The 26,251-nt window shown below is 61.2% G+C and carries 21 protein-coding genes and 1 pseudogene; 3 read left to right on the top strand and 19 right to left on the bottom strand.

The genetic code is table 11. The annotated features are described in order from the left end of the window. Position 1 precedes the first annotated feature (1 nt). From RRF56_RS02825 to RRF56_RS02735, 19 genes are all read right to left on the bottom strand, one after another. Positions 2–3,241, bottom strand: a complete 3,240-nt coding sequence (locus tag RRF56_RS02825; protein ID WP_317036116.1) for a hypothetical protein — start codon at positions 3,239–3,241, stop codon at positions 2–4. Continuing rightward, complete coding sequence (locus tag RRF56_RS02820) at positions 3,238–4,839, bottom strand: hypothetical protein (protein WP_317036115.1); 1,602 nt, start codon at positions 4,837–4,839, stop codon at positions 3,238–3,240. Before RRF56_RS02820 ends, RRF56_RS02825 begins: the two co-directional genes overlap by 4 nt. Next, positions 4,836–5,741: a hypothetical protein gene (locus tag RRF56_RS02815; protein ID WP_317036114.1), complete on the bottom strand. Its 906-nt coding sequence runs from the start codon at positions 5,739–5,741 to the stop codon at positions 4,836–4,838. Before RRF56_RS02815 ends, RRF56_RS02820 begins: the two co-directional genes overlap by 4 nt. A gap of 5 nt (positions 5,742–5,746) precedes the next feature. After that, positions 5,747–7,477 (bottom strand): hypothetical protein, encoded by a 1,731-nt coding sequence (locus tag RRF56_RS02810; protein ID WP_317036113.1) that lies wholly within the window; start codon positions 7,475–7,477, stop codon positions 5,747–5,749. Positions 7,478–7,480: 3 nt separating this feature from the next. After that, positions 7,481–8,437, bottom strand: coding sequence for a hypothetical protein (locus tag RRF56_RS02805; RefSeq protein WP_317036112.1), 957 nt, complete (start codon positions 8,435–8,437; stop codon positions 7,481–7,483). 104 nt (positions 8,438–8,541) lie between these two features. Continuing rightward, positions 8,542–9,048, bottom strand: a complete 507-nt coding sequence (locus RRF56_RS02800) for a hypothetical protein (RefSeq protein ID WP_317036111.1) — start codon at positions 9,046–9,048, stop codon at positions 8,542–8,544. A gap of 19 nt (positions 9,049–9,067) precedes the next feature. Beyond that, entirely contained in the window at positions 9,068–10,399 is a 1,332-nt protein-coding gene (locus RRF56_RS02795) for a hypothetical protein (RefSeq protein ID WP_317036110.1), read from the bottom strand. Further along, positions 10,399–12,135 carry a baseplate J/gp47 family protein gene (locus RRF56_RS02790; RefSeq protein ID WP_317036109.1) on the bottom strand — a complete coding sequence of 579 codons (1,737 nt, stop codon included), beginning with the start codon at positions 12,133–12,135 and terminating at the stop codon, positions 10,399–10,401. The genes RRF56_RS02795 and RRF56_RS02790 overlap by 1 nt, the downstream gene beginning before the upstream one ends. Continuing rightward, the gene (locus RRF56_RS02785) at positions 12,132–12,599 is read right to left on the bottom strand and encodes a hypothetical protein (protein ID WP_317036108.1); all 468 of its coding nucleotides are present in this window, start codon (positions 12,597–12,599) and stop codon (positions 12,132–12,134) included. Before RRF56_RS02785 ends, RRF56_RS02790 begins: the two co-directional genes overlap by 4 nt. 157 nt (positions 12,600–12,756) lie before the next feature. Beyond that, the gene (locus tag RRF56_RS02780; protein WP_317036107.1) at positions 12,757–13,155 is read right to left on the bottom strand and encodes a PAAR domain-containing protein; all 399 of its coding nucleotides are present in this window, start codon (positions 13,153–13,155) and stop codon (positions 12,757–12,759) included. After that, positions 13,155–13,820, bottom strand: a complete 666-nt coding sequence (locus RRF56_RS02775) for a phage baseplate assembly protein V (RefSeq protein ID WP_317036106.1) — start codon at positions 13,818–13,820, stop codon at positions 13,155–13,157. The genes RRF56_RS02780 and RRF56_RS02775 overlap by 1 nt, the downstream gene beginning before the upstream one ends. Beyond that, complete coding sequence (locus RRF56_RS02770; protein ID WP_317036105.1) at positions 13,820–14,845, bottom strand: contractile injection system protein, VgrG/Pvc8 family; 1,026 nt, start codon at positions 14,843–14,845, stop codon at positions 13,820–13,822. The genes RRF56_RS02775 and RRF56_RS02770 overlap by 1 nt, the downstream gene beginning before the upstream one ends. Next, complete coding sequence (locus RRF56_RS02765; RefSeq protein WP_317036104.1) at positions 14,842–15,507, bottom strand: hypothetical protein; 666 nt, start codon at positions 15,505–15,507, stop codon at positions 14,842–14,844. Before RRF56_RS02765 ends, RRF56_RS02770 begins: the two co-directional genes overlap by 4 nt. After that, positions 15,504–16,802, bottom strand: coding sequence for a hypothetical protein (locus RRF56_RS02760; RefSeq protein WP_317036103.1), 1,299 nt, complete (start codon positions 16,800–16,802; stop codon positions 15,504–15,506). The genes RRF56_RS02765 and RRF56_RS02760 overlap by 4 nt, the downstream gene beginning before the upstream one ends. Next, positions 16,802–17,185, bottom strand: a complete 384-nt coding sequence (locus tag RRF56_RS02755) for a hypothetical protein (protein WP_317036102.1) — start codon at positions 17,183–17,185, stop codon at positions 16,802–16,804. The genes RRF56_RS02760 and RRF56_RS02755 overlap by 1 nt, the downstream gene beginning before the upstream one ends. A 48-nt stretch (positions 17,186–17,233) precedes the next feature. Beyond that, positions 17,234–18,928, bottom strand: a complete 1,695-nt coding sequence (locus RRF56_RS02750; RefSeq protein ID WP_317036101.1) for a phage tail sheath C-terminal domain-containing protein — start codon at positions 18,926–18,928, stop codon at positions 17,234–17,236. A 2,176-nt stretch (positions 18,929–21,104) separates the two neighbouring features. After that, the gene (locus RRF56_RS02745; protein WP_317036098.1) at positions 21,105–21,536 is read right to left on the bottom strand and encodes an IS630 family transposase; all 432 of its coding nucleotides are present in this window, start codon (positions 21,534–21,536) and stop codon (positions 21,105–21,107) included. A gap of 118 nt (positions 21,537–21,654) precedes the next feature. After that, the gene (locus RRF56_RS02740) at positions 21,655–22,164 is read right to left on the bottom strand and encodes a winged helix-turn-helix domain-containing protein (RefSeq protein ID WP_317033461.1); all 510 of its coding nucleotides are present in this window, start codon (positions 22,162–22,164) and stop codon (positions 21,655–21,657) included. Positions 22,165–22,386: 222 nt separating this feature from the next. After that, positions 22,387–22,593: a hypothetical protein gene (locus tag RRF56_RS02735; RefSeq protein ID WP_317036099.1), complete on the bottom strand. Its 207-nt coding sequence runs from the start codon at positions 22,591–22,593 to the stop codon at positions 22,387–22,389. Positions 22,594–23,547: 954 nt separating this feature from the next. Here RRF56_RS02735 and RRF56_RS02730 point away from each other — a divergent pair. The 3 genes and pseudogenes from RRF56_RS02730 to RRF56_RS02720 all read left to right on the top strand — a co-directional run. Beyond that, positions 23,548–25,164, top strand: a complete 1,617-nt coding sequence (locus RRF56_RS02730) for a Mu transposase C-terminal domain-containing protein (RefSeq protein ID WP_317033369.1) — start codon at positions 23,548–23,550, stop codon at positions 25,162–25,164. A 42-nt stretch (positions 25,165–25,206) separates the two neighbouring features. Beyond that, a complete protein-coding gene (locus RRF56_RS02725; protein WP_317033368.1) occupies positions 25,207–26,034 on the top strand; it encodes a TniB family NTP-binding protein in 828 nt (275 codons plus the stop codon). Next, a pseudogene (locus tag RRF56_RS02720) lies at positions 26,034–26,251 on the top strand (hypothetical protein); the annotation flags it as partial. The gene RRF56_RS02725 and the pseudogene RRF56_RS02720, both read left to right, overlap by 1 nt.

The raw sequence follows: 26,251 nt of genomic DNA, 5'->3' as shown, positions 1-26,251 counted from the left end.
GCTACACCTCCACGGTTACAGATGCGCTGGCGCTACCGCTGGCATAGCGCAGCGCCGCCAACAGGTTGATCAGCTCCCGGCGAATGGCTTCGACCGCTTCCTCAAAGGATTCCACCAGGCGTGGCCCCAGCGCTTCGACGGCATCGAGCAGCGCCGTGGGGTTGAGGGCATTGAGGCGATCGCCGATCGCCGTCAGCGAGGCCCCCACGCCCGCCAGAGCCTGGGTGGGCAGAGCGGCCTCCAGCTGGTCGAGAATGTCGTCTAAAAAGGAGAGATCCCCCAGCAGGGCGGCGGGGTTGAGCGATCGCACCGAGGCAATCACGCTATCCAGCACCGCCTTCAGCTCCTGGGCAAAGATGGCGGGGTCGTAGGCGGCGAGGGTAGCGCGCAGGGCGGCGTGAACTTCTCCCAGCTCCGCCACCAGCCGACGGGGGTTCAGCACATCCAGCTCGTCGCGCAGCACCGACACCACCGCTAGAAAGCGCTGCGCCTGGGCACCGGGGTTGATGGTTTCAATCAGCGATTGAATGCGCTGCACCAGCCGGGGCAGCTCGGCATTGAGGGTGGGCAAAACCTGGGAGGCTCGCCGCAGGGCGGAGGCCACCAGGTCATCCATCTCCAGGGCGATCGGCTCCGGGTCGAGGGCGGCCAGCAGGCTGTCGAGACTGCCGCCTAGGCTGGTCAGGCGGCAGCGTTCCAGAGCGGTGGCGGCGGTTTCTATCGATGCTCCCAGCGACCCTCCGGCGATCGCCGCCAGGCTGCCCACCTGCCCTTTGGTTTGCTGCACCTCGGCGGCGAGGGCGCTGCGCAAGGCCCCTGGCCCCACCTGGGCGATCGCCCCCAGCGCCCCTTCGACGTTAAAACTGCCGCCCGCCAGGTTGGCCTGCACCGCCAGCTGAGCCCGCAACTGGGCGGGGCCAACGGGAATCAGCAGATCATCCAGGCCGCGCTGTAGACTGGCCTCCAGATCCCACAGGCGGGCCTGAAGCTGGCGCAGGTCGCGGGCCAGCCCGCCGCTGAGGCCATCGATTTGGCGCAGCACCTCCCCCGCCGGGCCTGCTGTCAGAGCCGTTAGCGCCTCCCGCAATTTGTTGGGCAGGTAGCCAAACATGCGCACCACATCCCCTGCCCGCAGGTCTTCGGGCAGGTCTGGGGCGGGGGGAGTAGCGGCGGGGTTAACCGGGGGCGCATCGAGGGAGACGCTGCCCTCGGGAGCCAGCTGTTGAATCGGGCTTACCACCGTGCGCGACAGGGTTTCGCCCACGTTGCCGATGGCGTCGCTGGTGCTCTGCACCACGGTTTCGGGAGAGGGCAGCGATAGGTTGCCCAGCAGATCGTCGTAGGCCTGCACCACCGGCTGAAGCAACATTCCCGGCTCCACGGCATCGATCGCATCCAGCACCGCCTGGAAGGGCTGACGGATGTCAGCGATGACTGGGGTGGGGTCGAGGTCTTCTAGAAACGAAACCGCCTCATCCAGATAGCCCGTCACGCCCGCCAGCAAGCTAGACGGGTCAAAGCTGCGAATTTGCTCAAAGGCAGCCTGGATCTCGGCTTCGATGGACTCGATCAGATTGGCGGGAATCAGGTTGGCGATCGCATCTCGCGCCGCCTGCAAGCCCTCTGAAATGCCGTTGCGCACCTCATCGGGCAGGTTGAACTGACCCACCGCATCGCGCACGGGTTGAAACACCACCTCAAAGTCGATGCCTTCGAGAAACTCGATCAGCTGCTGTACGACGGCGCGCAGGGGCTCCGGCAGCGCCGCCCCGCTCAGCAGCTCCTCCGCGCTCTCGCGCAGCTCGACAATGCTGGTGATAATTTGGTCGGTGGCCGCCTCGATGTCTAACCCGTTGATGGCGGCGGTCACCTGGTCGATCACCGCTTTAAACTGGGTCAGGGCATCGGCCACCCGCTGCAAAATGGCCTGGGCGTCTGCCGCCAGGCTGTTGACGGCGTCGCCGATGGTTTGCAGGGCGGTGGTGACCCCACCCAGGGCGCTGCGAATGGTCGATTCCACCTCCTCCAGCCCGCCGCGCATCTCGGCACCCAGATCCACCGTTTCGATGGTGGTGCGAATCTGTTGCAGCAGGCCCTTGGCCTCGCGGGCATAGCGGTCGAGATCGAGGTCTTGAATGGCCTGGGCGGCGCTGTGGATAAAGCGGCTCACCTCCGCCCGCAGCGATCGCAGGGGCAGCTCCCGCAGCAGACTGCGCACCCACGCCTCCAGCTGATGCACCTGCTCCTCCAGCGGCCCCACAACGTGAGACTGGATCAGTGCTTCCAGGTATTGCACCCACTGCCCCAGCCCGCTGCTCAACTGCTCGGGCGTCAGGGTATTGAGAAAGTTACGCGCCAGCACTAGCTGTTCGCGCCACTGATCCATAAATTCTAAAATGCCCTGCTCGGCACTGCGCAGGGTGCCGCTGATCTGGTCGAGGGGCCGCAGCACCAGGTTCAAATCAATGCGGTTGATCTGCTGGTAGACCGATTGCAGGTCACGGCGCAGCACCGTCAGCGTGTTTTCGCGCACCCGCGCCAGCAGCGCCAGCCCCGCCTCCACCTGGCGACGATCGCCCGCTTCGGCGGCCAGGGCGATCGCATTCAGGGCATCGACCACGCCAGCAGTGCGGCCAGTGGGCAGCGCAATGCTCTGCGCGGCGGCAAAAATGCCGTCTAGGTTCTGGCGCACCTGCACCAGCCCGGCTTTGGGGAAGGGCAGCAGAATCTCGATCGCCAGCTCAGCCAGCGCTGTCGGATCCGTCGGCATGCCCCGTTCCACCGTATCGATCAGGTAGCGAAACTGCCCCAGGGCATCGCCCCCCGCCTGCACGTAGCCCTGACTGCCCGCCTTCAGCAGGCTGAGGGTGCCGCTGAGCGATAGCCCCAAACTCCGCCCCAAAATGGCGGGGTCGCGGTCGATGCCCTCAAACAAGCTAAGAATCAGCGTGGTGCCGTCGCGCACCGCTTCCACGTACTGGCCAATGGGTACGCCATCGATGTTGAGCGGCTCTAGGAGCGTGGCGATCGCCGCCATCAGCGGTTGCAGCAGCGCCGTGGGGTTGTCCGCCGCCGTTCTCAGGGTCTCAATCGCCTCTGACAGGCTGCCCAGCGCCGTTTCCCCCGCACCCCCCTGCAAGACCTGTTGGAGCTGGGGGCTATTGATCGACACCGTGATGTCAGCGCGGGCGTTGACAATGGCCGAGAGATCAAGGCTTTGCAGGTCTTCTAAGAGCGTCATCGAGGGTACCTCAAGACCAGGTCAGACACATCAAGGGTGAGAAACAGATGGCTGCTGAAGCGCGGCGGCTGTTGGGCAAAGGCCGCCACTGGCCAGCTAAAGCCGGGGAGATGCTGGTCGGTTTTGGCAATATTGAGCAGCCGTTGACCGTTGAGCAGGAGGGGGCGATTGCCCGGCTGGGCATCTCGCACCGCCAGCTTCACCAGCGGCACCGGGCGCTGCACCCAGAAAAACCGCCCCTGGTTGGCCCGCACCGAAATGCCCACCGGCACGGTGGGGGCGGGCAGGGTTGGGTCATCGAGCCAGGGCAGGTCAACCCACACCAGGGCAAGGTCGCGGCTGGCCCCCAGCTGACGCACCCCCGGTCGGGCCAACACAATTCCCGGTGACCCCGACGACATATCTACCAGCGAGACGGAGATCTCGCAGGCCACCGGAGCCCGACCGATCAGGCCAACTTTTACCGGTGCCAGGGTTGGGGCTGTTGACGGGTGGAGTACCGCCGGGGGCAGCGATCGCACCACCGGGTCTGCGGCTACGACTACGCCTGCGATCGCCTCACTGGCGCTGGGCATGTCGTCGGCAACGGTCTCTAGCAGGCGGATGCCCTCGTAGTGAAGGGTTAGATCTGCGATCGCCAGACCCGGTACTTCGGCGGCAAGGGACGTTTTCAGCCGCTTGGGGTCGAGGGGGAGGGGGTGAGATTCTCCTCGTAGGGCCACGGTGGTGACGCCGGGGAACTCTCGCACCAGGGCACCCTGAATGGCGGAGGTGCCAAAGCGCACTCGGCTGGGGGTATCTCCCTTGAGCAAAAAGGTGACGCTGGGGGACTGGTTGGCCTTGAGCCGCTGTTCTAGGGCGATGGTCAGGGGAGCCGTGAGATCGATCTCGGCCACGGGGGCATCGAGCGGGAATTCGTTGGCAAAGGCCCAGATTGCGGTGCCCTCGGGGTCGAGCAGTTGTAGATTCTTCGGCAAAATTTTTGCCCAGCCCGTCACCTCCCCCAGCCGCATCTCCCGTTCTTGAAAGTCTTGAGGGGCGGCATTTTTGACGAGGGTAAGGCGCAGTCGACTGGCGGCCATCGTGCCCGGCAGGGTCAAGGTGCGGTTGCTAAAGCTGGCCCCGGTAAAGAGCGCCGGAATTGCCCCTCGCGGCCCCACAGCGGGTACGGCGTAGAGCACTAGCCAGCCCCCCGCCGGGTTGGGCATTGACACCAGCAGCCGCGCCCCATCCCCCAGTTGGGCGGCTCCGGTGACGTCGACCCAGGTACCCCCATCGTCTTTGTACTGCAAGCCCTTCAGGTTCAGGCTGGTGATGCGTTTGCTCTGGGGAATCGAGATCTCAAACCCGTTCCCCGCCGCTCGGCTAGACAGAATCCCAAGGGATTGGGTCAACGCCGCTGAGCCAACCTGCACCGTGGCCGACGCCACCACCGCTCGGCTCGCGCCGGGGACGGGTGCCCAGTTGACGGCGATCGCCTGGCCTGCGGCGGGCAGGTCGATGGCGGGCAAGAGCAGCGACGTCACCCGCTCTGCCAAATCATCAATGCCGACAACGACCCGTCGGTCTTGCTGCCCCAGTTGAAAATCAGCTCTCATGTTGCCCTCACCACCAGGGGAAACCGCCCCAGCTCAACGCCCACCTGCCCGGCCCCATCCTCTAACCCCACGACCAGTTCATCCCTCGTGGCCTCGGCGGGGGGCGCATAGCGAATCGTGGCCAGGCCCTCGGCCACCGTCACCAGCCGCACTCCAGCCACCCCATCACTGCCGCCTGTGAGGCTGCCCGCACCGGGGCGACCGCCCGCCCCCGCCAGGGTCATGGCCAGCCGATCAAAGGGCAAGGCGGCGGCGGGTTCGCTGGCGCGCAGCTGCAACCCCTGGGCAAACCCCACCTGTAGGGCCAGATCCACCGGGTCACCGCCCGCCACCAGGCGGGGGTTAGCGGGCGCGATCGCCAGGGGCAGTGCCACACCGCGCACCCGAATTTCGCCAATCTCTCGCCCGGCTTCGCCCACCACGCCCACCGGCCAAAACCAGCCCGTCGCCCTGAGGGTGAGCGTCACGGGGGCAGGGCCCGGGCCGGGGCCGGGGGGCACCGTTGACGCTTCAAGCCATTGCAGCTGCTGAATCAAGAACCCCGGATCGGTGCCCCCCCGCAGCGCGGTGCCATCCTGAAAATCTGGATTGTTTAGGGCGTAGAGGGCGGCATCGAGCCCCTGCATCTGTTGCGATCGCCCCTGGTTGTTGGCCGCAAAGATTGCGATCGCCACTTCGCACTGCAACCGCAGGATGCGCCGAAAATCGTCTGAACCGGGCACGATCTCGGGCCGCACGCTGCCAAACTCAGGCTCGACGGGCTCTGCCTGGCGCACGCCCACCAAGAGTCGAGGGTTCGCGCTGCCCCCACTGCCGGGGGTGACCTCAACCCGCCCCCCAAAGGGAGCCGCCAATCGCCCCCCGAGCACCTCCGCTAGCCGCAGTTCAAACTCACGAATCATGGCGGCTACAGTTCCCTCATGCGTTCTGTCACTGCCCGATCGACCAGGTTAGGCAGGTTGACGGTGCTGCGCTCCAGCTCCCGGGTCACCACCGCGGGAATGCGGGTGTTGACCAACTGGTTGACCTGGGTGGTCATCGTTTGTGAAAACTGGGTCTGAAACGTATTGAGGTCGGTGCGCGTCACAAAGGTCTGCCGTACCTCAGTCTGCAAGGCCCCCAATTCGGCCTTGGTCGCCCCCGTCTGTTGAAACTCCGTCCGCAAAGCCCCCAGATCCTCGCGAGTGACAAAGGCTGATCGGAACTGGGGCGTCAGGGCGGCCAGCTCGTTCTGCACTACGCCGCGCAGGTCACCCCGCACCTCGCTGAGGGCGGCGCGGCTCTCGACCACGGCAGACTCCCGGGCGATCGCCCCCAGTTCTGAGCGCAGCTCGTCGCGCAGGGGCGCGATCGCCTCACCCACCTGCACCCTGGTCTGCTCGCTCAACTGCCCAAACCGACCCTCAATCCGGCTATCCAGCCCCTGCAAGCGGGTGTCAAACTGGCCAAGGCGGCTGTCGAGGCCGCCCAGGCGAGTGGTTTGTTCGCGCAACTGGGTCTGAAGCTGGGTAAACTGCTGAGCCAGCCCCGCCAGGTTGCTCTGAAGCTGGCCGAGCCGGTCAGGCAACTGGCGATCGAGGGCGGCGGCGACCAGCCCCTCGGCCTGTTGCCCCAGGGTTTGGGCCAGGCGGCCTTCCACGGCGGTGAAGCGCTGGTCGAGGCCCGTTTGAAAGCCCTCCAGCTGGCTTTGCAGATTGGCATTGACCTCAGCCCGAATGCTCCCCAAGACCGATTCACTAATGCTTGGCAGGGAACCGGCGATCGCCTGGGATACCAGCCCATCCACCTGGGCCAGCCGATTGGCCACATCGGTCTGGAGCTCTTGCCGCAGCTGGCCGGTAGAAACCCGCAGATCGTTAGCCAGCGAGGCGGTTAGCTGAGCCCGCAGATCTCCCACCTGGGCGTCGCTGATGCGGCCGGGGCGGCTATTAAAGGCAGCATCTAGCTCTGCCTCGGTGACCAGGGTGTTGGTCAGTTCGGTCAGGCGCTGTTCTAGGCGGGTGGCATCTAAGAAGTCTCCCGTCGGGGTGCGCAGCCGTTCCCGAAACGACTCCAGGCTGTTGATGCGGTTGGTGACGGTCTCAAAATCGACCGGCTGCCCGTTGACGGTGAGACTGTCGCTCAGCTCTAGCACCCGCTGCACATTGGTTCGCATGCCGCTCAGGTCTTCCCGCAGGGTGAGAATGTCGTCGCGGGTGTTGGGCAACCCCTCAAACTGGCGGCGCACCACGGTTAGGTCAGACTCGCGTTGCAGGTCACGGCTGACCAGGCTGTTGATCTGGTTACGGAAGGTTTGTAGGTCGTCTTTTAAATCGGTCACTTGGGTGGGGACGCGGTTAATGCGGCGCTCTAGCTCCGAGAGCTTGGCCGTTGAGCCCGGATCGCTGAGTGGCCCCTTTTCGAGCAGGGTGCGCAGCCGTGGGTCGAGCCAGGCCAGTTTGACCTGGTCGGGGTGCTCGTGGGGCGGCACCGCGTCGGGGGCGGCCTCGGCCAGCACGGCCCGCGCCACCTCGATCACCACGCCTACCAGCGCATTCCAATCCTGCGCCTGGATCAGCTCACCCCGCTGCCGCTGGGCCAGGGGCGTGAGCCGCGAAATCAGGGCTTGTAAGCGTTCTAACTCGGCAACGGTTGGCATGGCTTATCCTCTCAAACCCTGGAAGTTAAACAATGTGGCTCCGCTGGCCGCCCCGGCTCGCTGGTAGACCTGGAGTTCTGAGTCGGCGCGAATCTGGGTACCCGCCTGGGAAAACTGCTGCGCCTTGGTGGTCAGCTGTTTCACCGACTCCTGACTGAGGAAGGTATCGGCGTTGTCGCCCTGGGACACCGCCATCTGCTGCACCTCGGTCAAGATTAGGTTGCTGGCGATCGCCAGCTTGCCGGTAAACACCGACGGGTCGGCCCGCACGGCATCCTTGAGATCTTGCACCCGGCCCCTGAGGCGATCGCGAATGGCCGGGGTAGCGCCGCCCAGGTCGAGCACATCGTTCACGGTTTTGTCGAGGTTGGCGGTTTCTAGCTCGCGACGAATCTCCAGCAGGCTTTTGCCAAAGGCTTCGGCAAAGCGCCGCAGGTTGCCCTGCACCTCGTCGATTTTTTCGGCAATTTCGGGATGGTCGTGGCCCTTGGGGGCCACCAGCTGGGTCAGTTCGCCGATCGCCCCGGCCAGATCGCTGACGGCGGCCACCATCACATTCCAGTCTGCCGCCCGAATGGCTTCCCCTGGGCTTTTGCCGCCCACGGGCTCCAGCCGTCGCCGCACATCGGCGGCCACCTGCTGCACCGGAGCCAGATCGGCATCGGGGATGTCGCGAATGGGCGTATCTCGAAACAGCTCCTGGGGTACCGGAATCGTAATTCGCGTCGGCGTCGGCTGGGGAAACAGGCGAATCAGCCGTCGATCAATCGGCTGGATCAAGTTGGGGTGACGCACCTCGACCTCGTAGGGGCCGGGGTCGAGGTCGCGCACCAGTAAACTGCCGTCTAAGAAGGGCGATCGCTCCACAACGGTGCCGGTCGCCTGATTGACCAGGCGCACCGTGGCGTCTCGGTTGGCGGCGGCGTAGCCCTGGAGTTGGATGCTAAAGCTGCTTTTCATAGGGGTGGGTGAGGGGGTGAAGGGGTGAGGGGTGAGGGGGTGAAGGGGTGAGGGGGTGAAGGGTGGGGGCCGTTGAACTTATCTACCTGCCCACCCATTCACCCTTAGAGCAACCACTGCAAGTCTCCGTAGGGGAAGCTGACTTCCCAGAAGAGGGTGAGTTCGTGGTCGTCGTTTTTGACCAGCGGGGCAAAGATGACCCGGTTGTAGAGAATGGCACTGTCGTCCTGGCGGGAGAGCAGCCCGGCTTCGCGGATGGTGCCGACGGCGGCGGCGGGAGGCAGGGTACTGCGGATCCGGACGCGCACTACCCGCCGGGTTTCGTCGAGCTGGGGGGCGGCGAAGGCGTCGGGAGGGAGGGCAATTTCGGTGGGCGACTCAAGCGGAGGAACGTCCCCCACAGCGACATTGGTCAATTGGGGGGTGTCAAAGGTGCCGGTTTCGGGGCTGTCGCTGGTGCCGACGCCCATGTGGGTAATGGGGGCACCGCGTCCGGCCATCAGGTTGGCGATCAGCTCAGCCCCCCCTTGCATGACGGAGTTGTATTCCTCCCGAACCGCTAGGATGCAGCCCTGAGGATTGGTCAATTCAAGTCGCAATTTGGCGCGCATGGCGGGTCTTTTCCCTCCCTCAGCGAAATGTAGAATCGTCAAATTCGGTCACGCTAAACAGGCCGCCCACCTCCAGCAGCTGATCGCTGCCGGTTGGCCCGATCTCTTGAATCTGAATGGGCGACACCCCGGTCATATAGTCCGCCTGGGCCTGGATTTCGCTAAACACCTGGAACTCCACATGGGCGGCTACTCCGGCGGGTTTGAGTTTGGCCACCCCCTGGTTGAGGGAGGCGTGCAGTTCGTCATAGCTGGCGATCGCCGCTTGCACCGCGCCCGGTGGGTGGGCAAGGGCGGCGGCGGGTAACTGCACCGAGAAGCGGGCGGGTTGGGTCTCAATCCAGGTGGCCTGGAGCGCGATCGCGGGCTCCTGGTAGAACAGCGCCTGGTCAAAGTTGACCTGGTCATAGAGCCCCTGGTGCAGCAGCAGGTCGGGCAGCGAGAACAGGAAGCGATCGAGGCCGCGCTGGTCGTAGTGGGCCACGGGCAGAAACCAGAGGGTGTTGGCCCCAGAGCGGAGGGTGAGGGCGATCGGGTCGCGGAGCTGTTCGGGCGTCCAGGGCACCCCCGGCTGGAGGTTGGCAATCGACCGGAGTTGGGCCGTGACATCGCGCTTTTCTAGCTCGGCGGTGACGCTGCCGTCGGGGTTGGGGCGCAGCCAGAGGCGCTGGCCAGGGGGTACTTCGCCCAAAAAGAGCAGCCCCTCCCCCGTGGTGACATTCACCACCAGGGGCACATGCTCAGGGCCATCGGCCAGCCCCGTGAGCAACAGCCCCAGGCGGCTGTCATCCAGCCCGTCGTTGACGAGCTCAAACGACTGCAACGGCTGTAGCCCACCGGCCAAAGGAATGCGCTCATACTGCCGTTTGGGCGGCGTATCGACAATAGCTGGCCCCAGGCGGTGGACTTGCCGCCCCAGGGCCAGCGGATCGGGGGGCGGGGTGATGTCATCGCCGTAGATGGCGGTGCTCACCTGCCAGCGATTGATCGGCGGAATGGCGCGAATGCCCACGGCGGCCTGGTAGCGACGCACATAGTCGGCGACAAAGTTGGCGATCGCCCGCTGGGTCACTGACCCATCCTGCAATCGCGCATTCCGCAGGGCATGAACCCAGGCGCGAAATTCCCCCAGGTCTTGCCAGGGTTCTGGCGCAAGGTCGAGCACTGCCGCCAGTTTCCCCGCTTCCTCCAGGGTGAGCGCCGCATCAAACCAGTGGGCGCGCTGTACCTCCAGGGCCTCCTCATCCAAAATGTCCAGCTCTACGGCGGGGACGGCGAGCATGTCCTCCACCAGTTCGCCGTTGCGGTAGAGCAGCGGCAGTCGATTGACCATGGCCTTGAGGTGTGTCATCAGACCTGGCCCTCCCGCACATCAATTTCAATCGCGTCGATCTGTAGGGTTTCCACCGGGGCGGGGCGATATTCACCAACGCCGTCACGCAGCTGTAGGAAGCGGCGATCGGCGGTTTCTAAGGTGATCGTGGCCTCATGGCGAATCAGGGCAAAGCGGCTCTCGTCTCGAATGGTGGCAGCCAGCCCGTCTACGGTCAGCGGCGCATTGGCATTGCGCCCCTGCACGTGGCTGGTCACCGCAGCGTTGATGGCGGTGGTGGCATTGGCAACCGTCACGCCGGGCAGCAAATGCACAGGCAGCACAATGCTGACGGTGGTGGTGGTGGCCGCTGTCGCCGCCGCCGCCCGCTCGTACTTAATCGTCTGAATTTGAATGCGATCGCTGGTCACCTCCAGCACCTCACCACTGCCCAGGGTGAGGTCGTCTACCGCCGTGCCGCCCTCGGGCACCAGGCGAAGGGTGGCGTCGACAATGCGGGCGTCGCTCAGGGCGATCGCTAGCAGCTGAGCGCGGCGAATTTGCCCCCCCGGAGCAATCTGGCTGAAGTAGCCCAGCAGGCGCTGCTTCAGGGTTTCGACCACGCTGGTTTGCTCTGCGGCGGGCAGACTACTGCCTGCCAGCACCAGTTTTTCGACCCGCACATCCAGCCGTTTCGAGGTGGCGCGCCCGACCAAAACCCGAACACCCGCTGGCTTGAGGTCTTCGAGTCGCTGACGCACTTCCTCCCGTTTGGCGGGAGTATCTTCGCTGTAGGCTACCTCAACGCGAATTTCTCCAGGGCGGAGGGTGGGGTCAGTGTCCGGATCGGCGATCGCCACGTCTTTGATGCCCTCCAGCGACTTCAGGCCAAACCTGATCGCATCCAGGGTGCCGCGCACAGCGCCGGTCAGGGCGCTGCGGGTGCGGCGGCGCAGGTCATCATCGGTTTCAGGCACGCTGAGGCGGTGAGCGGGTTGCCCATTGGTCACCCCAACGATGCCCGCAATCAGCACCTCTGGCCGGTTGAGTTCCCCGGTCTCAACGGGCTCCGTTCCCTGGTTTTCGCCCCCCGCCAGCACGTCTCGACTCGTCTCCCCCGGCTCCAGCGTCAGGCTATCGAGGGTCAGGTATCGGGCTCCCGAGGCGCTGACCACCGCCGTGCCCGCCGGAATGGTGATCCGGCCCACCGTCCCCTCTTGGCGAGAAAATCGCAGTCGCACCACGGGGTTGCCCGTCGGCAGGCGAGTCACCCCCACCAGCGCCACCACCCGATCGAGGGCGTTGCCCTCTGCCGTTTCTAAAAACGCAGATTTGTAGACCAACTCCAGGTTCAGTTCGCTGACCGCCAGTTCGCGGCCAAAGGTCTCCATTAGGGTGCGTGCCACCGACCCCACGTTGAGATCGGTTACCGGCACCGGATCGGTTTGCATCGGGTAGTAGTTGACCGTTAGCGGCGTACCGGCAATGGGGCGACGTCCCTCTGGTCGAAACCGGATGGCATCCTTCTCGGTTTCGCGGCCCGTGGTAGAAATCAGCTCAAAATCGGCGGGTGTAAAGCGGTAGGCGATCTGCTGATCGGGTAGCCGCCCGGCCACCTGGCCCTGCAGGTGAGAAATGCGCCGCACCGGACGACGGTTGAGCAAAATTGGGTCGTCGCCCCCGGGCATGGTCAGACTTTCGCGCACCGTTCCCCCGGTGAGAACAGTCAGCAGATCCCGCACAATGTCGGGGTAGAGTCGGGGTGAATAGCTCATACGCCCACCTCCAGCGAGAGCACCAGCGGGTCGCCCTCTAGCACCGGCTGCACCGCCAGGGTAAAGACAAAGGAGTCCAGGGTTTCGGCCTCGGGGTCAAAGGTGAGTTCCACCGCTTTGTCTTGTACGCGCGGCTCTTGGGCCACCACCTCCAGCACGTAGGCGCGGCAAAGATTGCGCAGGGCAGGGGTTTTGCGTTCGCCGATCAGCTCGTGCAGCCGCGACCCGTAGCTGCCATGGCCCAGCTCGGCCAGAGCACCCACCGGGGTCAACAATCGCAGCAGCAGCGCCTGGGCCAAATTCTCGCGATCGCCCAAGGTCTTCAGATCAAACGCCTCCCTCGCGCCGCCCACCAGCTTGCCGCGAATGGGCCGCCGCTCGGTCACCAAATCCAGCGCGGCGGCATCGTGGGCCACCAGGTTGGGCACCACCGCTAAGTCAATTCCCAGAACGCTCTGCGTCATACAACCCCATCGAAATTTGAAGTTTGAGTTTCAAGTTTTGAATTTTGAATTTTCATCACAGCCCCATCCCCCCATCCCCCCATCCCCCATCCACCCCTCACCCCTCACCCCTCCACCCCTCACCCTTCACCCTTCACCCCTCCACCCCTCCACCCCTTCACCCCCAAAACACCGTCCCCACCGCCACAATCTGACCCACCGGCACATCCGCCGGATCGTTGCAGGTCTTGACCGGGTCGCCGTTGCGGGCGGCGGCTTTGCCCCCGATCTGCACCGTCAGGCTGCCCATAAAGACCGTGCCCTGATTGGCCGGTGGTTGCTGAAAGGAGGTGCCGGGTGGGGTGGGAATGTGAGCGGGCTGGTTGGTGGCGGTAGAGCCTTCCACCGCCGCTGGCTGGCCGTTAATTTTGACGGTGTTGATCAAGCCGCCATCCAGCTTTCCCACAAAGGGATGGGGCAGGGGGGTGGGGACGGGGCCACCGGGAGTGGGCACCAGCACGATGTGGGTATCCACCGCTGTAACCAGATGATTGGCGATCGCCGCAGGCATTCCCATCAGTTCACCTCTACCTTGGCGCCACGAAGTTTGACATTGCCCGAGCCGCTGATCTCCACGTTGGTGCCCTCTAGCACCAGGTCTCCGGCCGCTTTGACGACAATATTGCCGTCCTGTTTAAGGGTGATTTTCGACCCTCCCGCCGCAACCTCAGCTCTTCCACCGCCAGAGCTTTGCAGGCTGAGCTGCACCTCCCCCACGGTGACCTGCACCTTGTCTTTGAGAATCTCCAGGGTGACGTTGTCGGGCAGCTCACAGCGAATCGACGGGGTGTCGCCTTTGACCTCGAGCTTGAGTTTGGGGCTGCTGTCCCCCGAGGGCAGGTGCAGCACCAGTTGGCCGTTGTCATGCACGGGTGGATTTTGATCGGGGTGGTACAGCCGCCCCACCACCACCGGAGCGTTAACGTCACCGTCGAGAAACAGCACCACCACCAGGTCATCGACGGCGGGCATGGCGGCGAAACCCAGCGCCCCCACGGCGATCGGCACCCTGGGCAACACCAGCCCCGAGTCGCGCAGCTCTACAGTCACCCCATGGTCAGGGGATGGAGCGCCCTCTGCGGCGGCCAACTGGCTGACTACTCGACCCACCGCCGCTACGCCGCGAGCATTGGCTTCATAGCGGGCAATGCGGGCAATGCTGTCGTACAGTGCCGTGCTCATCACAGACCTCCCAGGGCAGAGAGGGCCGAGCCCAGTAGCCCATCTAGCAGACCCGCTGGGGCCACGGTCACCCCTTCAAAGGTGGTAGAGCCGCCGTGCAATGGGTCTAGCCAATGCTGCACCCGCGTCAACAGCCAGGCCCCAGAGGCCAATCCATCTGGTAGGTCTTGCACCTCCAGCACGGTGCCGGGACGCAGGGCGGGCAGCAGAAAGGTGTGGGCCGTCACCTGCTGCGTTAATCGCGCCGCCTGCTGGGTGGCCGCTTGGGAGGCACGCTGGGCCACCTGGGGCGATCGCAGCAGCGCCACCGAGCGCCGCACCGTTTGCCGCCCAGCGGCGGGAGCATTGTCGGGCACCCCCTTGAGACTATGGCGCAGCGCGTTGGGGGCGTCAGCCGAGCCAGCGGGGCCATGGCCAATCAGGGCCAACTGCTGCGCGGGGGCCGCCCGTTCCTCGACGGAGTAAGCCAAGAGTTCGCGCCCGTAGCGCAGGGCCAGCTCCGGTTGGCTCACCGCCGCCGATACAACGGTGAGCGCATTGTTGGCGTCAAACTGGGCGATCGCACCCCCTAGCTCGGCCAGCAGGGCAATGTGTTCGGCGGCGGTGCGGCCCTGGTGGGCGACGTAGGCGGCGAGGGGCACCTCCAGCTCAACCCGACCCACCGAGAGATTGACCTCACCCGCTAGGGCTTGAATAATCTGCTTCGCGCTCTGCCGCTCGTAGGTCGCCGCCGGACGAAATTGGGCCAGCGTGGCCCCGCCATCGACCCCCACCACCACCGTAGACCACAGCCCCCGCTGCACCCGTTGCACTGTCCCCGTCAGCACCAATTCCTCGCCTTCACCGCCCTCCAGGCTTAGCTCAACCGCATCTCCTGGCACCGCAGTCAGCTCGACGGTGGGCGGCAGGGTGACCTGAAACCGCCCTACCCCAGGCAGGTTATTCAATTCCACCTGCACCTGGGCCACTTGCGTCGTGTAGCGCAGGTTGCCCAGGGTGACGGTAATCGCAGGCGATAAGCTCATGGGGAAAACAGGGATGAAAGGGTTTGGGCCGCGTCGGTAAAACTGGAGGCAATCTGCCCCACATTGCCGACCACGTTATCCATCGGGGCCAGGACTCCATTGAGCGATAGGCCATCGAGGTTGGCCAGGGCGTTGAGCTGGTCAATGGCGGCCAGCGCTTGATCGACGGCTCCGGCCACTTCGCCCGCCAGGTCGGCCAGGTCGCCCAAAATATCGGTGTCAAAACCCAGATCGCCCAGCCCAAAGTCGTCTAAGCCACCAAAGCCAGAGACCTGGGCCGGGGGCGGCAGGGGTGGGCTTTCTGCCAGCGACAGTTGGCATTGGTACAGTTGGGGCAGACCGGCCACCTCCTGGGCGCGAAACCCGGTGATCACCACCTTTTGCAAGTCCAGTGCTGAGGCTATATCTGCCGCAAAGGTCAATTCTGCTCCGGTGGCAGCGGCCTGTTGGAGGGTTTCGAGCTGGGTTTTGGCCTCGGGGCCAGTCAACACACTGGCGATTTGAATCTGGTGAGAGGGCCGTCCGGCGCGCTGCTGCAACGTGCCGGGCAGACTCACAATGCGCGTCGGCACAAAGCCAGCATCCAGGGTGTGCTCAATGTGCTGAATCGCATCGAGGGAAATGTCCCCCAGCAGCGGAATCGGTCGAGTCGTTTCGGTCATCGTGGAATCCCCCTGAGGTCAGCTTCGTGGTGGAGGAGGGCGGCGAGGGTGTCGGCGAGGTCGGGGTGGGGGGTGGGGGGTGGGGGGTGGATGAGTGAGGGGTGAAGGGGTGAAGGGTGATGGGGTGAGGGGTGAAGGGGTGAAGGGGGGGATGGGTGGATGAGTGGAGACGGGGGTGCGGGCGGGGCGGGCGATCGCCCATTCCACGGCTGAATGGGTTCGGGTGCCATCTTGTGCAGCGGTTCAGGAGGTGGCGCGATGGTCTGCTCGGCTGTTTGCTCAACGGTGAGGAGGGGAGGGGAGGAGGGGGGCAGAGCCGTTGGCCAAGACGATAGAGACCGGGTTGAAAAGCGCTGTCTTTTTGGCAATGTTGCGGTTGGCTGATCGGCCTGCTCTGCTAATGGAGCGGATTTGGTTTGGGGAGGGCGGTCTGGTTGAACGTTGACCCTGGGTTGAAATTGAGGCGGGTGGAGAGCACGCGTCGTTTCGACGTTGGGTGGTTTGGTTTGCAGGCTGAAACGGTGGAGAGCCACTCTGGCGTGATTTGATTGAGCGGTGGGTTTGACGGTGGGTTGGTACTCGTGGTCTTTGTACTCGTGGTTAAAGGGGGCGATCGCCTGCGCCCGAGTTTCGACCATCGCCTGCTCCACCGTATTCTCAGACCGATCGCTGCAAAGGGAATCTCGCCAGTGCGATCGCGACTCCTGCCAACCCTCCGTTTCGGCCGACCCCTTCCCTCGGCGGAGCAAATTGTTGGCCAACTGTTCACGAATGTAGTCCAGGTCGCTCTCTTCCGGAGACAGCAAGACCAGACGCTTCCAGCCGGTGTCAGAGGCGGCGGGGGCAGACAGCGATGCTTCCAATGAAAGGGCCAGCTGATCGACCTCAAGGGCGATCGCCTCGGCCAGCTGTTGGGGGCTCCACCCGGTCTCTCGGGCGACCAGCATCACGGTGCGATCAAACTGAGGAGCGCTCTCCCACAGCCCACCGGCCAGCGCCAGGGCAATCACATCGAGAACACAGGCATCCATCGGTTCAGGATCTTTGGTTCGGAAGCTGGTGGTGCCCAGCGATCGCAACCCTGCCCACAGGGTTGGTTTCGGTTGGGGCGAGGCCATCGCCTCCCACACCAGCCGATTGCGTTCGCCCAGGGTGAGCGGTCGCACCACCGGCCCGGTTTCACCCCCAACCTGTAGTTGGCCCTGGGGGCCTGCCGGGGCGATCGCCACCGTCATCGTCCCCAGGCGAGCCAGGCCTTGCAGGGGTTCTAGCGAAACCAGGGCAGAGGTCAGCATCAGCCCAGTTCCTCCCGCACTCGGGTGGCGGTGAAGCTATAGATGGCCTCACCGTGCCCCCCTACCCCCAGATTGAAGCTCTTTTCGAGCAAAAAGCACTCATCAAAGGTCACCGCCATCTGGGTGCCCCCCTGTTTGAGCTGAGCAGTAATTTGAAAGGGCGTGTCTCCGGTGAGACTGTCGAGTTTGGCATTGGTGGAGGCGACCATCAGCCGCCCTTCCACCGATTGCGGCCCCGAAACCAGACCAATGCGCTCTGCACTGCCCAGAGCGTAGATATTTTGGCGCACCTGCTGACGACGATAATCAATCGTCCGCAGCCCCTCAATGGGCTCTCCATCCACCAGGGCTGAACTTTCGTTAGCAGCAAAAATTGTGGGCATAGCCTCCTCCTAAAGAGCACGGTTGATTCTGTTTTGCCGAACAAGATGCTAATTTTTGACGCGAATCGTGGCGTAGATATAGTCGATCGCCCGTACAGGACGCACCGCCACGTCAATGCGCACAATGCCCTGGGCAAAGTCTTGCTGCGTAGAATAGACATCGACCACAAACGCCGGATCGCTGCCATCGGTCGAGGGCACCAGTGCCCCGGCCCGTTCCATGCGAGTAAACACCGCCACAATCTGCTGCTTTAAGGCCATGCGCGCGTCTTCGGTGTTGAGCCGACCGATGAAGTTTTCGGACATGGCCTTGGTCTCGCGAATGGCCTGATCGGCTACGCGCGTCACCGAAATTTGATCGCCCGTGGTGTCGATGCCCCGCAGGGCAATCACCCCCCGTCCGGTGCGCTGCTGCACCACCAACAGGTTGATGGCCGTGCCCAACAGCTGGTTGAGCTGGCTCTCGCGATAACTGGCGGGTTCTAGATCAAACAGCGGCACCGACTTAAACGTAGGCGACTCCTGAGGGTTGAGCCGCCCGATTACCCCGGCCACCGCGCCCTCGGCCCCCGCCGGCGACACCAAGACAAAGCGTCGATTTCGCCCGGCGGCGGCGTGATCTTTGATTTTATTGACGTCTTTTTGTTCGTCCGCTGTCACCGAGCCAAAGGCAATGCGGGGAGCGCCATTTTCTGACAGGGCCACCGCATGGGCCACCAGCGCCTGGTGAATTTGACGCACCTCTGTATTCGATCGTCCCGGTTCAATCGCGGCGGCTACCAGGTCAATGCGAGGGTCGTCTGCCAGCAGGTCGATGGCATCGCGGTACTGATCTACCGTGGGCGAGGTGCCGTTGGCAAAGGCTTGCAGGCTGGTGGTGGCCGTAGGCAGGCGATCGCTGGCCGAGGCCGAGAGGGCCGGGCGCACCCGCACCAGACGGCTCTGGGCCAGCAACACGTAGGGCAAATACTGATCACTGTCGGGGTTCATCCCCAGCCCGCTAAAGTCTTCCTGCAAGCCACCCTGAAACACCCGCAGCCGAATCTCATTGGTGCCCGAGACCGTCAGCTGCACACTCAACCCATCGGGGTCTGCCTCATCGCTGGGCAGCAGCTGAAATAGGGTCTGTGCACCTCCCTGGCGGGGCACATCTAGGGGGGCACCATTGGCGGCAAAGGTATAGGTATTTGCCGTGGGCTGAGCTGCTTCAAACCCCGGATCAAGCGCCACCACATAGCGAGAAGACCGATTGAGCGTGTCGAACAAATCATCGGATTGTCCCGGGGCGATTTGCAGATCGCTAAACGTCTCTACCAGTTTTCCGTCAATCAGCAGGCGCAGGGTAATTCGCACCAGATTTCCCGATGCGTCGGCAATACCACGTACCTCAGCCCGCAGTCGGTTGCCCCAAGCGCCATTTGAGCGACACCGGAGCTGTACCGCAGGCTGGCTGCTGGCATTGAGCAGCACTAGATCGGCTGGGCTGCCACCTACCACAGGCGCAATCACCGCCTCACTCACGCCGTTTGCCAGCGCATGAACCACCTCTGGCATGCTGACCAGCGTTCCTGGCCCCAATAACTGCCGCACTTCGGTAACCTTAGTGACGCCCACCAGCCCTCCTCCAGCAGGGATGCGATCGACAATGCCCACAATCCCTAAAATGCCAGCGGTGGCCGGTGGAGCAGGCAAAACATCAAAACGAGCCTCAACTCGTACACCTGGAACAACCAGGGTAGCCATAGCGCCTCCTAAAAAATAACGGATCGGCGAAATTTCTTTGACTCAGAGCTTCTATTAATTGGCGGCGAATTGAGATCAACTGTTGCGATACTCAGCTCAATTCGCTCTACCCCAAATGCAGAGAGTTAATTAAGAAGAAAACAAAAACCCATTGAGGTAATAGAGCCTAATAACTCTACACCGATTTCAGCTCACCATCTGTAATTTGCCATAGGCAAAGTCTACTGCTGAATTTGGGATCTGGCTGACCTAACTCTGGTCAAATCTAATTTAGACCTATTCAGCGTGTAGACAAGATGTCTGCAAGCTGAAAATCATAGTTCATGCAGGGCTGCTATAGCGGCTTTCTAAGAAATGAGGCGCACCCAGATTGCGAAGCTATTCAGAGCAAGAGACTTAAGCCTTTGCCTTTGCTTCTAAAGGATTGAGACCCGCTATAGTCAGAAAAATCTACAGGCAGAAAATCACAGATACCTGAGAAAACAACTTAACTTGTAGATGACTTTTTCCAGGAGCTTTAACCATAGCCTGGCCAGACTTAAATTAATGCCGTGCTTTGAACAAGTGTAGAATAAATTGATGTTTCTTAATTAAAGCCTAAGCTCAGAATTGAGTAAATCGCTATAAGCAAGGCTGATGGTAGCGCTCAAAGGGTTGAAATTCAAGCTCCTCCATCATGCCCTCAAATTTAGCTTGTCTTAATCGCTAAGAGCTACAGGCCAACGAAAGCACGACGGCAATCTAGACGGTACTGAGGGCTCCCCTGGCAGCGGATCGCGCTTTGTCCACCACCGAGAGTACGAGTTTTTGCCATTGAGGAAAACACGCCCCGCCTGAATTGCGGATTTAATCGCTTTTGTGTAGCGAGGGAAATAGACCGAATTGATACTGCTAGTGGGATAGGCCCTCTCCAAAAGCGATTGCTTGTAGGGGCTACCAGCGGCCTAACTCCTATATAGCAGTCAAGCTGCAATAAAAATGCAATAGCTATTGGGAATAAAGTTTAGGAAGCTGCATTAGAGTCTACAAAGACTGTGGGGTAAGGGTTTGGCGGATTATAAGTTCTACTTTATGTTGTCCCCTGTTAAGAGATAGTGACATAGGCAGATGTATTCATAGCGATATAGGCAAAGGCAATACGGTGAGCGATCGCATTCCTTGCGGGCTGAAAGTGTTGAAAAGTGATTGATAAGATTTCTTATATTCTCACAGAATACGAAATTGTATATATGGAATACAGATATAGTAGCAGTTAAAAAGATAGAAATCTTTTATAGGAGTCGGGGATCATGGCGAACGCCAGGTTGAGGTGTTGCAACTTCAAAAGTATTATTGCGAGCAGGGTCTCGAGGGGCTGAAACGACAACCGCGCCGGGACGAAGGCGCGTTGCGAGTGGACGCCACCTGGCGTGAGCTTATCGTTGAGAGCTACCGCAACGGGAACCGAGGGATGCGTAAAACGAGCCGTGCCCAAATCGCCAAACTCCAGTTATCGGCCATGCTGGGACAGCGATCCTATGTCGTCTCCTATTGGGAAAGCCCATCTCGCCAGCGGCGACCGACCCCCGGTTCTCTTCATCAGCTATCCCAGATGAGTGGTGTTGCGATCGCCCGCCTCCAGGGGATGTGGTCACCCTCCGACACCCGATTGCATTGGCCCACACGGTTGTGTCCTGCCTGCTACGCCGAAGCCCCTTGGCACAGGCTGACCTGGCAACTAAACGACCAACCCAATTGCGAAATCCATCAGCGGCGGCGCAGCCGTCCTGGAGAGACATCTCTATTAGCCCAATGCCCCCGCTGTCATCATGCGTTGCCACTGCCGAGCCATTGGGTGAGTGGCCAGTGTGCTCATTGCCAACTCCCGTTCGCGCAGATGCGGTTTTAGCGAGCGGCTACTCACCGGGTCTAGGGTTGAGGTGTCAACTTAATTGACCAGCTAACTTCGCGTCCAGCCACCGGTTCGTGGGTTTGTTGGAACTGCTGCTTCAGCTGCTTCAAGCGTTGCTCCTGTTCGGTGATGTCGCTCGGGTAGTTCCATTGGCCCGGAGTGAGCCGACGAAAGATGACCGCTGACTCCCGCTGGAATTGGGATGCCTCTTGAGTCGCACAGGCATCAAAGAAAGCCGGTTTTATACTAAATCCGAGTCATATACCCCCGAAACGATTAGGCTTGTCATGCGGGCCACCAATGATAGTTAGTTAGGGCCTTAATCTCGGATTGCATCGACAGCAGAGTGCGGCAGCGGGCCTCAAGGACATCTTCGAGATCACTGAGGGCGTCAAAGCAGCGATTGACTAAGGGCTCATCGGCGAGTCGCCAGAGCCGTTCTGCCGGCTGTAACTCGGGTGAGTAAGGCGGCAAGACCTCTAGATGGATGCCGTCGGGTATCACCAGGTCTTTGCAGGTGTGCCATCCGGCCCCATCGATGACCAACAAAATCCGCTTGTGAGGGCCAGCCCCGACTTGATCTGCAAAGGTGGCTAGGGCTTGGTTAAACCAATCGCTATTCACCCGAGGCAGAATCAGCCACTCGGTATCGCCGGTCGTGGGATGAACAAACCCGTAGAGGTACGTCCACTCATAGCGTGGGTCAACCAGGGCCAACGGTCATTGCCCGACTTTGGCCCACACCTTGCGAATAATCGGTTTCAATCCCAAGCGATGCTCATCAAACGACCACGCTTCGACCAGCGCGTCAGGATATTGCTGTTCTAGTTCAGCCTTACGCTCCGGGAGTTTTTTTAAACGCCTCTTGGGCTTCCGGATCACCTTTGCGATGCCGAGGACGAGGCACTTGCAGCGATTGCTCCAAGCGCTTGAGATAGTCCCACCCTCGCTGGGGCCAGACCTTCGTTACCCCAGTGACCTCAGCGATGACGCGCGCCACCTTGGGCCCACTCCAGACCCCGTCATCGTCCGGGGGCGATTGCAATCGAGCTTCCAAGGCTTCGAGCTGCTTGGGGTTGAGCAGACTCCGTGACTGTTGCGGTCGCTGGTCTTTGCGGCGATTGCGCAGCCCATCAGCGCCATCACGGTTGTAATCTTTCACGACAACTCGGGCGTAGTCGTAGTGAAAGCCCACAGCTTTAGCGGCATCAGTCAGCGTCGTTTGTGTGTGAACCAGCCACAGCAGATGCCAACGTCGAGACTCGACCGGGTCAACGCTAGCTCGATAACGCGCTTTAAGCTCGTCGGCTGAAAAATGAGGTTCGAGATGGAGGGGTCTAGGCATTCCTCAACCCTACACTATTTCGGGGGTATACAAGTCGGATTTGGTATTAGAGCTTCAATTTGGGTTTCGAGTTGAGCTAACTGAATCCGGAGCGCCACCATTTGATCAATTACATCGCTAGGCTCAGCCGTGGTTCTGGTCATTGATGGCCTAAAGAATTTTGTCGCTCATCATGATAGGAGTGATGCCGTATCCCTCATGCCAGACTGGCTACCAAAGGGTCTACTGAGCGTACCTGGCAGCCAACTGTGACGACGAACAACCAGAGCATCGGTGTAGTAGACCAACGCCAGCGCGATCGCCAATCTCTTGAGTAATGGCCCCCGTAACGCTGTGCAGGGCCATAGGTAGGGTTCTGCCGCTGGAGAGGGTGCGTCGAGGCGTGCGATCGCAGCGCTCAAGGATGGTGTGTGGGTGCCCTCTCTGCATTGGGGACTGGCGGTTCAGGGAATACACGTGGAAGGTTTCAGCAGGGGGTTGGAGGGGCTGCTGAGGTATTGCACATCTCTGGGGTCTAGCCCTAGGGCGAGGTGCCGTTTGATCTCGGGTTTGGGGGTGGCGATGGTCATGGAGTGTTGCTCCTGTTTGGCTGACTACACACGACGACAAGACTGCAATAAATACAGAATAGTAGTCAGGATAAAGTTTAGCGAGTTACGTTGCAGTCTAGAAGTTGTAAGCGATGATGCAGGGGTGCGATCGCACGTCTTAGGGGCTGAAAGCATTGGAATCTCGTAGAAATTGATTGATACAGATTCCTTATGTCGCCATAGAATATGAGGTTTTATATATTGAATACAGGTATAGAAATAGCATAAAGGATAGGAATATTTTATAGGAGTCGGGGATCACTGGGGATCGGCGCAGGGGTTGAAAGGGCCAAAAGCCTTTATCCATAGGGACTTTGGGGGTTTAAGAGGGTTGCGATCGCATAATGGGGATCACGGCAAAAGGTACAGAAATATAAGAAATAAAGATATAAGAATGGTTTATAGGGGTATAGAGGGTGCAGTCTAGAGTTTTTTGGAATTTGTCGCGTGCCACGATATTTGTCATCGTTGTGCCACGATAATTGTCATGGCGGCTAGAACAGTTGCCTGCTGGGGCTTCCAGCGATTTTGGGGCTGATTCAGCGCCGTGATCGGGGCCGCTGTTCGAGGTTGCGATTGCGCCTGGAGTGCTTGTCCTATAAGGGTTTGGGGATTTGATGACAAATATTGTGGCACGAATTTGATGACAAATATCGTGGCACAAAAAAGGTGCTGGTAAAGAACGGTAAAACGGTTGTGCTGCAATGCTTTGAGAGGGTTTAGAGTAGCAGAATTAAAAGTGCAGAGAATGACAAATATCGTGGCACGTGAGAAAGGTGAAAAAAGTGAACCGGTGACATTGCCGCACCTAGAGACACTGTCCTTAGACGAACGCCGCCGCCTGGAGGTCATTCAAGGCCTAGAACGCTATCGCGGTCAATCCACGTACCGAGAGGTGGAGGCTGCGGCAGCCGCCACTCTGAGCTTGAGCGTGCGCAATCTGAAGCGGTTAGTGCGTCACTATCGCGAACGGGGCATTGAGGGCTTGAAGCGCCAAGTACGCTTCGACGAAGGCAATGTGAGAGTGGACGATAGCTGGCGGGAATTCATCCTTGAGCGCTACCGCAACGGGAACCGAGGCACCCGTAAAACGAGCCGTGCCCAAATCGCCAAACAAGTCGCCAGCCACGCCGCCGCCATCGGTAGCCCCAATTATCCGAGCCGTCGCACGGTATACCGCATCCTGTCGGGTGAGATTAGGCAAGCCGAGCAAAAGCAGAAGCAACGCTCCATCGGCTGGCAGGGAGATACCCTGACGCTGACCGCAAAATCAGGGATTGAGATCGCCGTTGAATACAGCAACCAGGTATGGCAATGCGACCACACACCAGCCGATATTGTGGTCGTCGATAGCCAAGGCGACGTTTTGGGTCGACCGACCTTGACCACCGTCATCGACACCTACTCGCGATGCATCATGGGGATACACCTGGGCCTGGAACCCCCCAGTGCCGCCGTCACCGGCTTAGCCCTGCGCCACGCGATCCTGCCGAAACAGTATCAACGGGGCTACGAACCCGAAGCCCTGTGGGAGAGCTACGGCGTCCCGAAGTACCTGTACACCGACGCCGGTTCCGACTTCACCTCAGCCCACATCGATCAAGTCGCCAGCCGATTAGGCATCGTGCTGTGCCTGCGTCGCCGTCCCGCCGAAGGCGGCATCGTCGAACGGCCCTTCGGCACCCTCAACCGTGAATTCTTCTCCACCCTACCGGGCTATACCACCGCCAACGCCAAGCCCCATCTAGCGTCGATCAACGCAGACGCCTGCCTGAGCCTAGAGCAACTAGAGGGCCTGCTCATCCGCTACATCGTGGATAACTACAACCAGCAACCGGACGCCCGCGATCGCCAACACAGTCGGATAGAGCGGTGGCGCGCCGGACAGATGGCCCAAGGGAAACCCCCAGACGAACGAGAACTGGACTTACTGCTGATGCGCCAACAGCGCCGCCGCATTTACCAGGGCGGGTACCTGCGCTTTGCCAACCTGATTTATCGCGGCGAATACCTATCAGGCCATGCCGGAGCCGACGTCGTCCTCCGCTATGACCCCCGAGACATCACCACCGTCCTGGTGTACCAACCCCAGGGTACGACCGACGTCTTTTTAGCCCGTGCCCACGCCCAAAACCTCGAAACAGAACGCCTCTCGCTAGCCGAAGCCAAAGCCATCAGTCGTCGTTTGCGCGAAGCTCGCACCGAGATTACCAATCAGTCCATCCTCAGCGAGATTCAATCTCGCGTGCAATTCATTGACGAGCTGCTGTCAGCGCCCCCGCTGCCCGCCAACCACGAAGACCTACCGTCCGACGAAGCAAGCGAGCCTGAATCGTCCCCGGCCCCTAAGCCCCTACCCGCCATACGCGTCTACGACTACGAGCAACTGCGTCAATCGCACGGCCTTTAAGCGCCCTCAACATCAACCCCCCCTTCCGGAGCCTCCTATCCCATGTCTCCCTCCCCTGCTGCCGACCCCAATCCTGCGATCGCCGACGTGAATGAGCGAATTCGAGACCTGGGCCGTCGTCGCGTCCTGGAACTGCCCCAGATGTTGGAATTTCATACCTGGCTAGACGGTAAACGCTTAGCCAGACAATCCTGCCGAGTCATCGGGGAATCGCGTACCGGCAAGACCGTGAGCTGTGATACCTACCACCTCAAATCCAAAGTGACCCAGCGACCCGGTGAAGCCCCCCTGATACCAGTGATGTACTGGCACTGTCGTGAGAACCTCTCCGTGAGCAACCTGTTGGTCGGCCTGCTAGAAAGCCTTCAGTATCAAGCCACGCGAGGGCGCATCCCTGAACTCCGGGAGCGGGTCTACCACGTGCTCCGGAGTTGCCAGGTTGAGATGATCATCTTCGACGAAGCCCAACGGGTAACCGCTCAAGCGATGTCTGAAATTAGAGACATATCCGACCTCTTAGAGATTGCCGTCGTGCTAGTGGGCACCGATCGGCTCAACGCCGTCATTCAACGTGATGAACAAGTCCTCTATCGATTTCTATCGGCCTATCGCTTTTCTCGACTCAGCAGTGAAGAACTTCAGGAGATGACCGCCCTCTGGGAAGAGCATGTGCTGCAATTACCCAAACCCTCCAACCTGGCCAACCCGAAAGCCCAGAGCCTGCTGCTCCAGGCCAGCCGAGGCTATATTGGCGTCCTGAATCAAATCCTCTGTGAAGCCGCCATTCGGGCCTTGCAACGCGGTCAGCCACGCATTGAGTTGCCCTTACTGCGACAAGTGGTCAAAGAATGTTCACTGGCGATCAAGTAATGGCCGGAGACCCGTCTTCACCAGCACCAGCAGCAGCACCAGCCTCCGTTACCCCTTGGCTGTTCCAGGTCGAGCCTCATGCTGACGAGAGCTTTGGTCACTTTTTGGGGCGATTTCGTCGAGCCAATCGCCTCAGTAGTGCCCAGTTATCGGCCATGCTGGGACAGCGATCCTATGTCGTCTCCTATTGGGAAAGCCCCTCTCGCCAGCGGCGACC

The organism is Nodosilinea sp. E11 (assembly GCF_032813545.1).
Taxonomy (GTDB): Bacteria; Cyanobacteriota; Cyanobacteriia; order Phormidesmidales; family Phormidesmidaceae; genus Nodosilinea.
This window is presented reverse-complemented; position numbering and strand designations above follow the sequence as displayed.

Bases quoted from the DNA above. Each gene is read 5' to 3' on its own strand.
- RRF56_RS02755 (WP_317036102.1), bottom strand. From the start codon at position 17,185: ATGCCCACAATTTTTGCTGCTAACGAAAGTTCAGCCCTGGTGGATGGA.
- RRF56_RS02810 (WP_317036113.1), bottom strand. From the start codon at position 7,477: ATGCCAACCGTTGCCGAGTTAGAACGCTTACAAGCCCTGATTTCGCGG.
- RRF56_RS02805 (WP_317036112.1), bottom strand. From the start codon at position 8,437: ATGAAAAGCAGCTTTAGCATCCAACTCCAGGGCTACGCCGCCGCCAAC.
- RRF56_RS02750 (WP_317036101.1), bottom strand. From the start codon at position 18,928: ATGGCTACCCTGGTTGTTCCAGGTGTACGAGTTGAGGCTCGTTTTGAT.
- RRF56_RS02765 (WP_317036104.1), bottom strand. From the start codon at position 15,507: ATGACCGAAACGACTCGACCGATTCCGCTGCTGGGGGACATTTCCCTC.
- RRF56_RS02785 (WP_317036108.1), bottom strand. From the start codon at position 12,599: ATGACGCAGAGCGTTCTGGGAATTGACTTAGCGGTGGTGCCCAACCTG.
- RRF56_RS02735 (WP_317036099.1), bottom strand. From the start codon at position 22,593: ATGCAGAGAGGGCACCCACACACCATCCTTGAGCGCTGCGATCGCACG.
- RRF56_RS02790 (WP_317036109.1), bottom strand. From the start codon at position 12,135: ATGAGCTATTCACCCCGACTCTACCCCGACATTGTGCGGGATCTGCTG.
- RRF56_RS02825 (WP_317036116.1), bottom strand. From the start codon at position 3,241: ATGACGCTCTTAGAAGACCTGCAAAGCCTTGATCTCTCGGCCATTGTC.
- RRF56_RS02740 (WP_317033461.1), bottom strand. From the start codon at position 22,164: ATGCCTAGACCCCTCCATCTCGAACCTCATTTTTCAGCCGACGAGCTT.
- RRF56_RS02820 (WP_317036115.1), bottom strand. From the start codon at position 4,839: ATGAGAGCTGATTTTCAACTGGGGCAGCAAGACCGACGGGTCGTTGTC.
- RRF56_RS02815 (WP_317036114.1), bottom strand. From the start codon at position 5,741: ATGATTCGTGAGTTTGAACTGCGGCTAGCGGAGGTGCTCGGGGGGCGA.
- RRF56_RS02775 (WP_317036106.1), bottom strand. From the start codon at position 13,820: ATGAGCACGGCACTGTACGACAGCATTGCCCGCATTGCCCGCTATGAA.
- RRF56_RS02800 (WP_317036111.1), bottom strand. From the start codon at position 9,048: ATGCGCGCCAAATTGCGACTTGAATTGACCAATCCTCAGGGCTGCATC.
- RRF56_RS02795 (WP_317036110.1), bottom strand. From the start codon at position 10,399: ATGACACACCTCAAGGCCATGGTCAATCGACTGCCGCTGCTCTACCGC.
- RRF56_RS02770 (WP_317036105.1), bottom strand. From the start codon at position 14,845: ATGAGCTTATCGCCTGCGATTACCGTCACCCTGGGCAACCTGCGCTAC.
- RRF56_RS02760 (WP_317036103.1), bottom strand. From the start codon at position 16,802: ATGCTGACCTCTGCCCTGGTTTCGCTAGAACCCCTGCAAGGCCTGGCT.
- RRF56_RS02780 (WP_317036107.1), bottom strand. From the start codon at position 13,155: ATGGGAATGCCTGCGGCGATCGCCAATCATCTGGTTACAGCGGTGGAT.
- RRF56_RS02725 (WP_317033368.1), top strand. From the start codon at position 25,207: ATGTCTCCCTCCCCTGCTGCCGACCCCAATCCTGCGATCGCCGACGTG.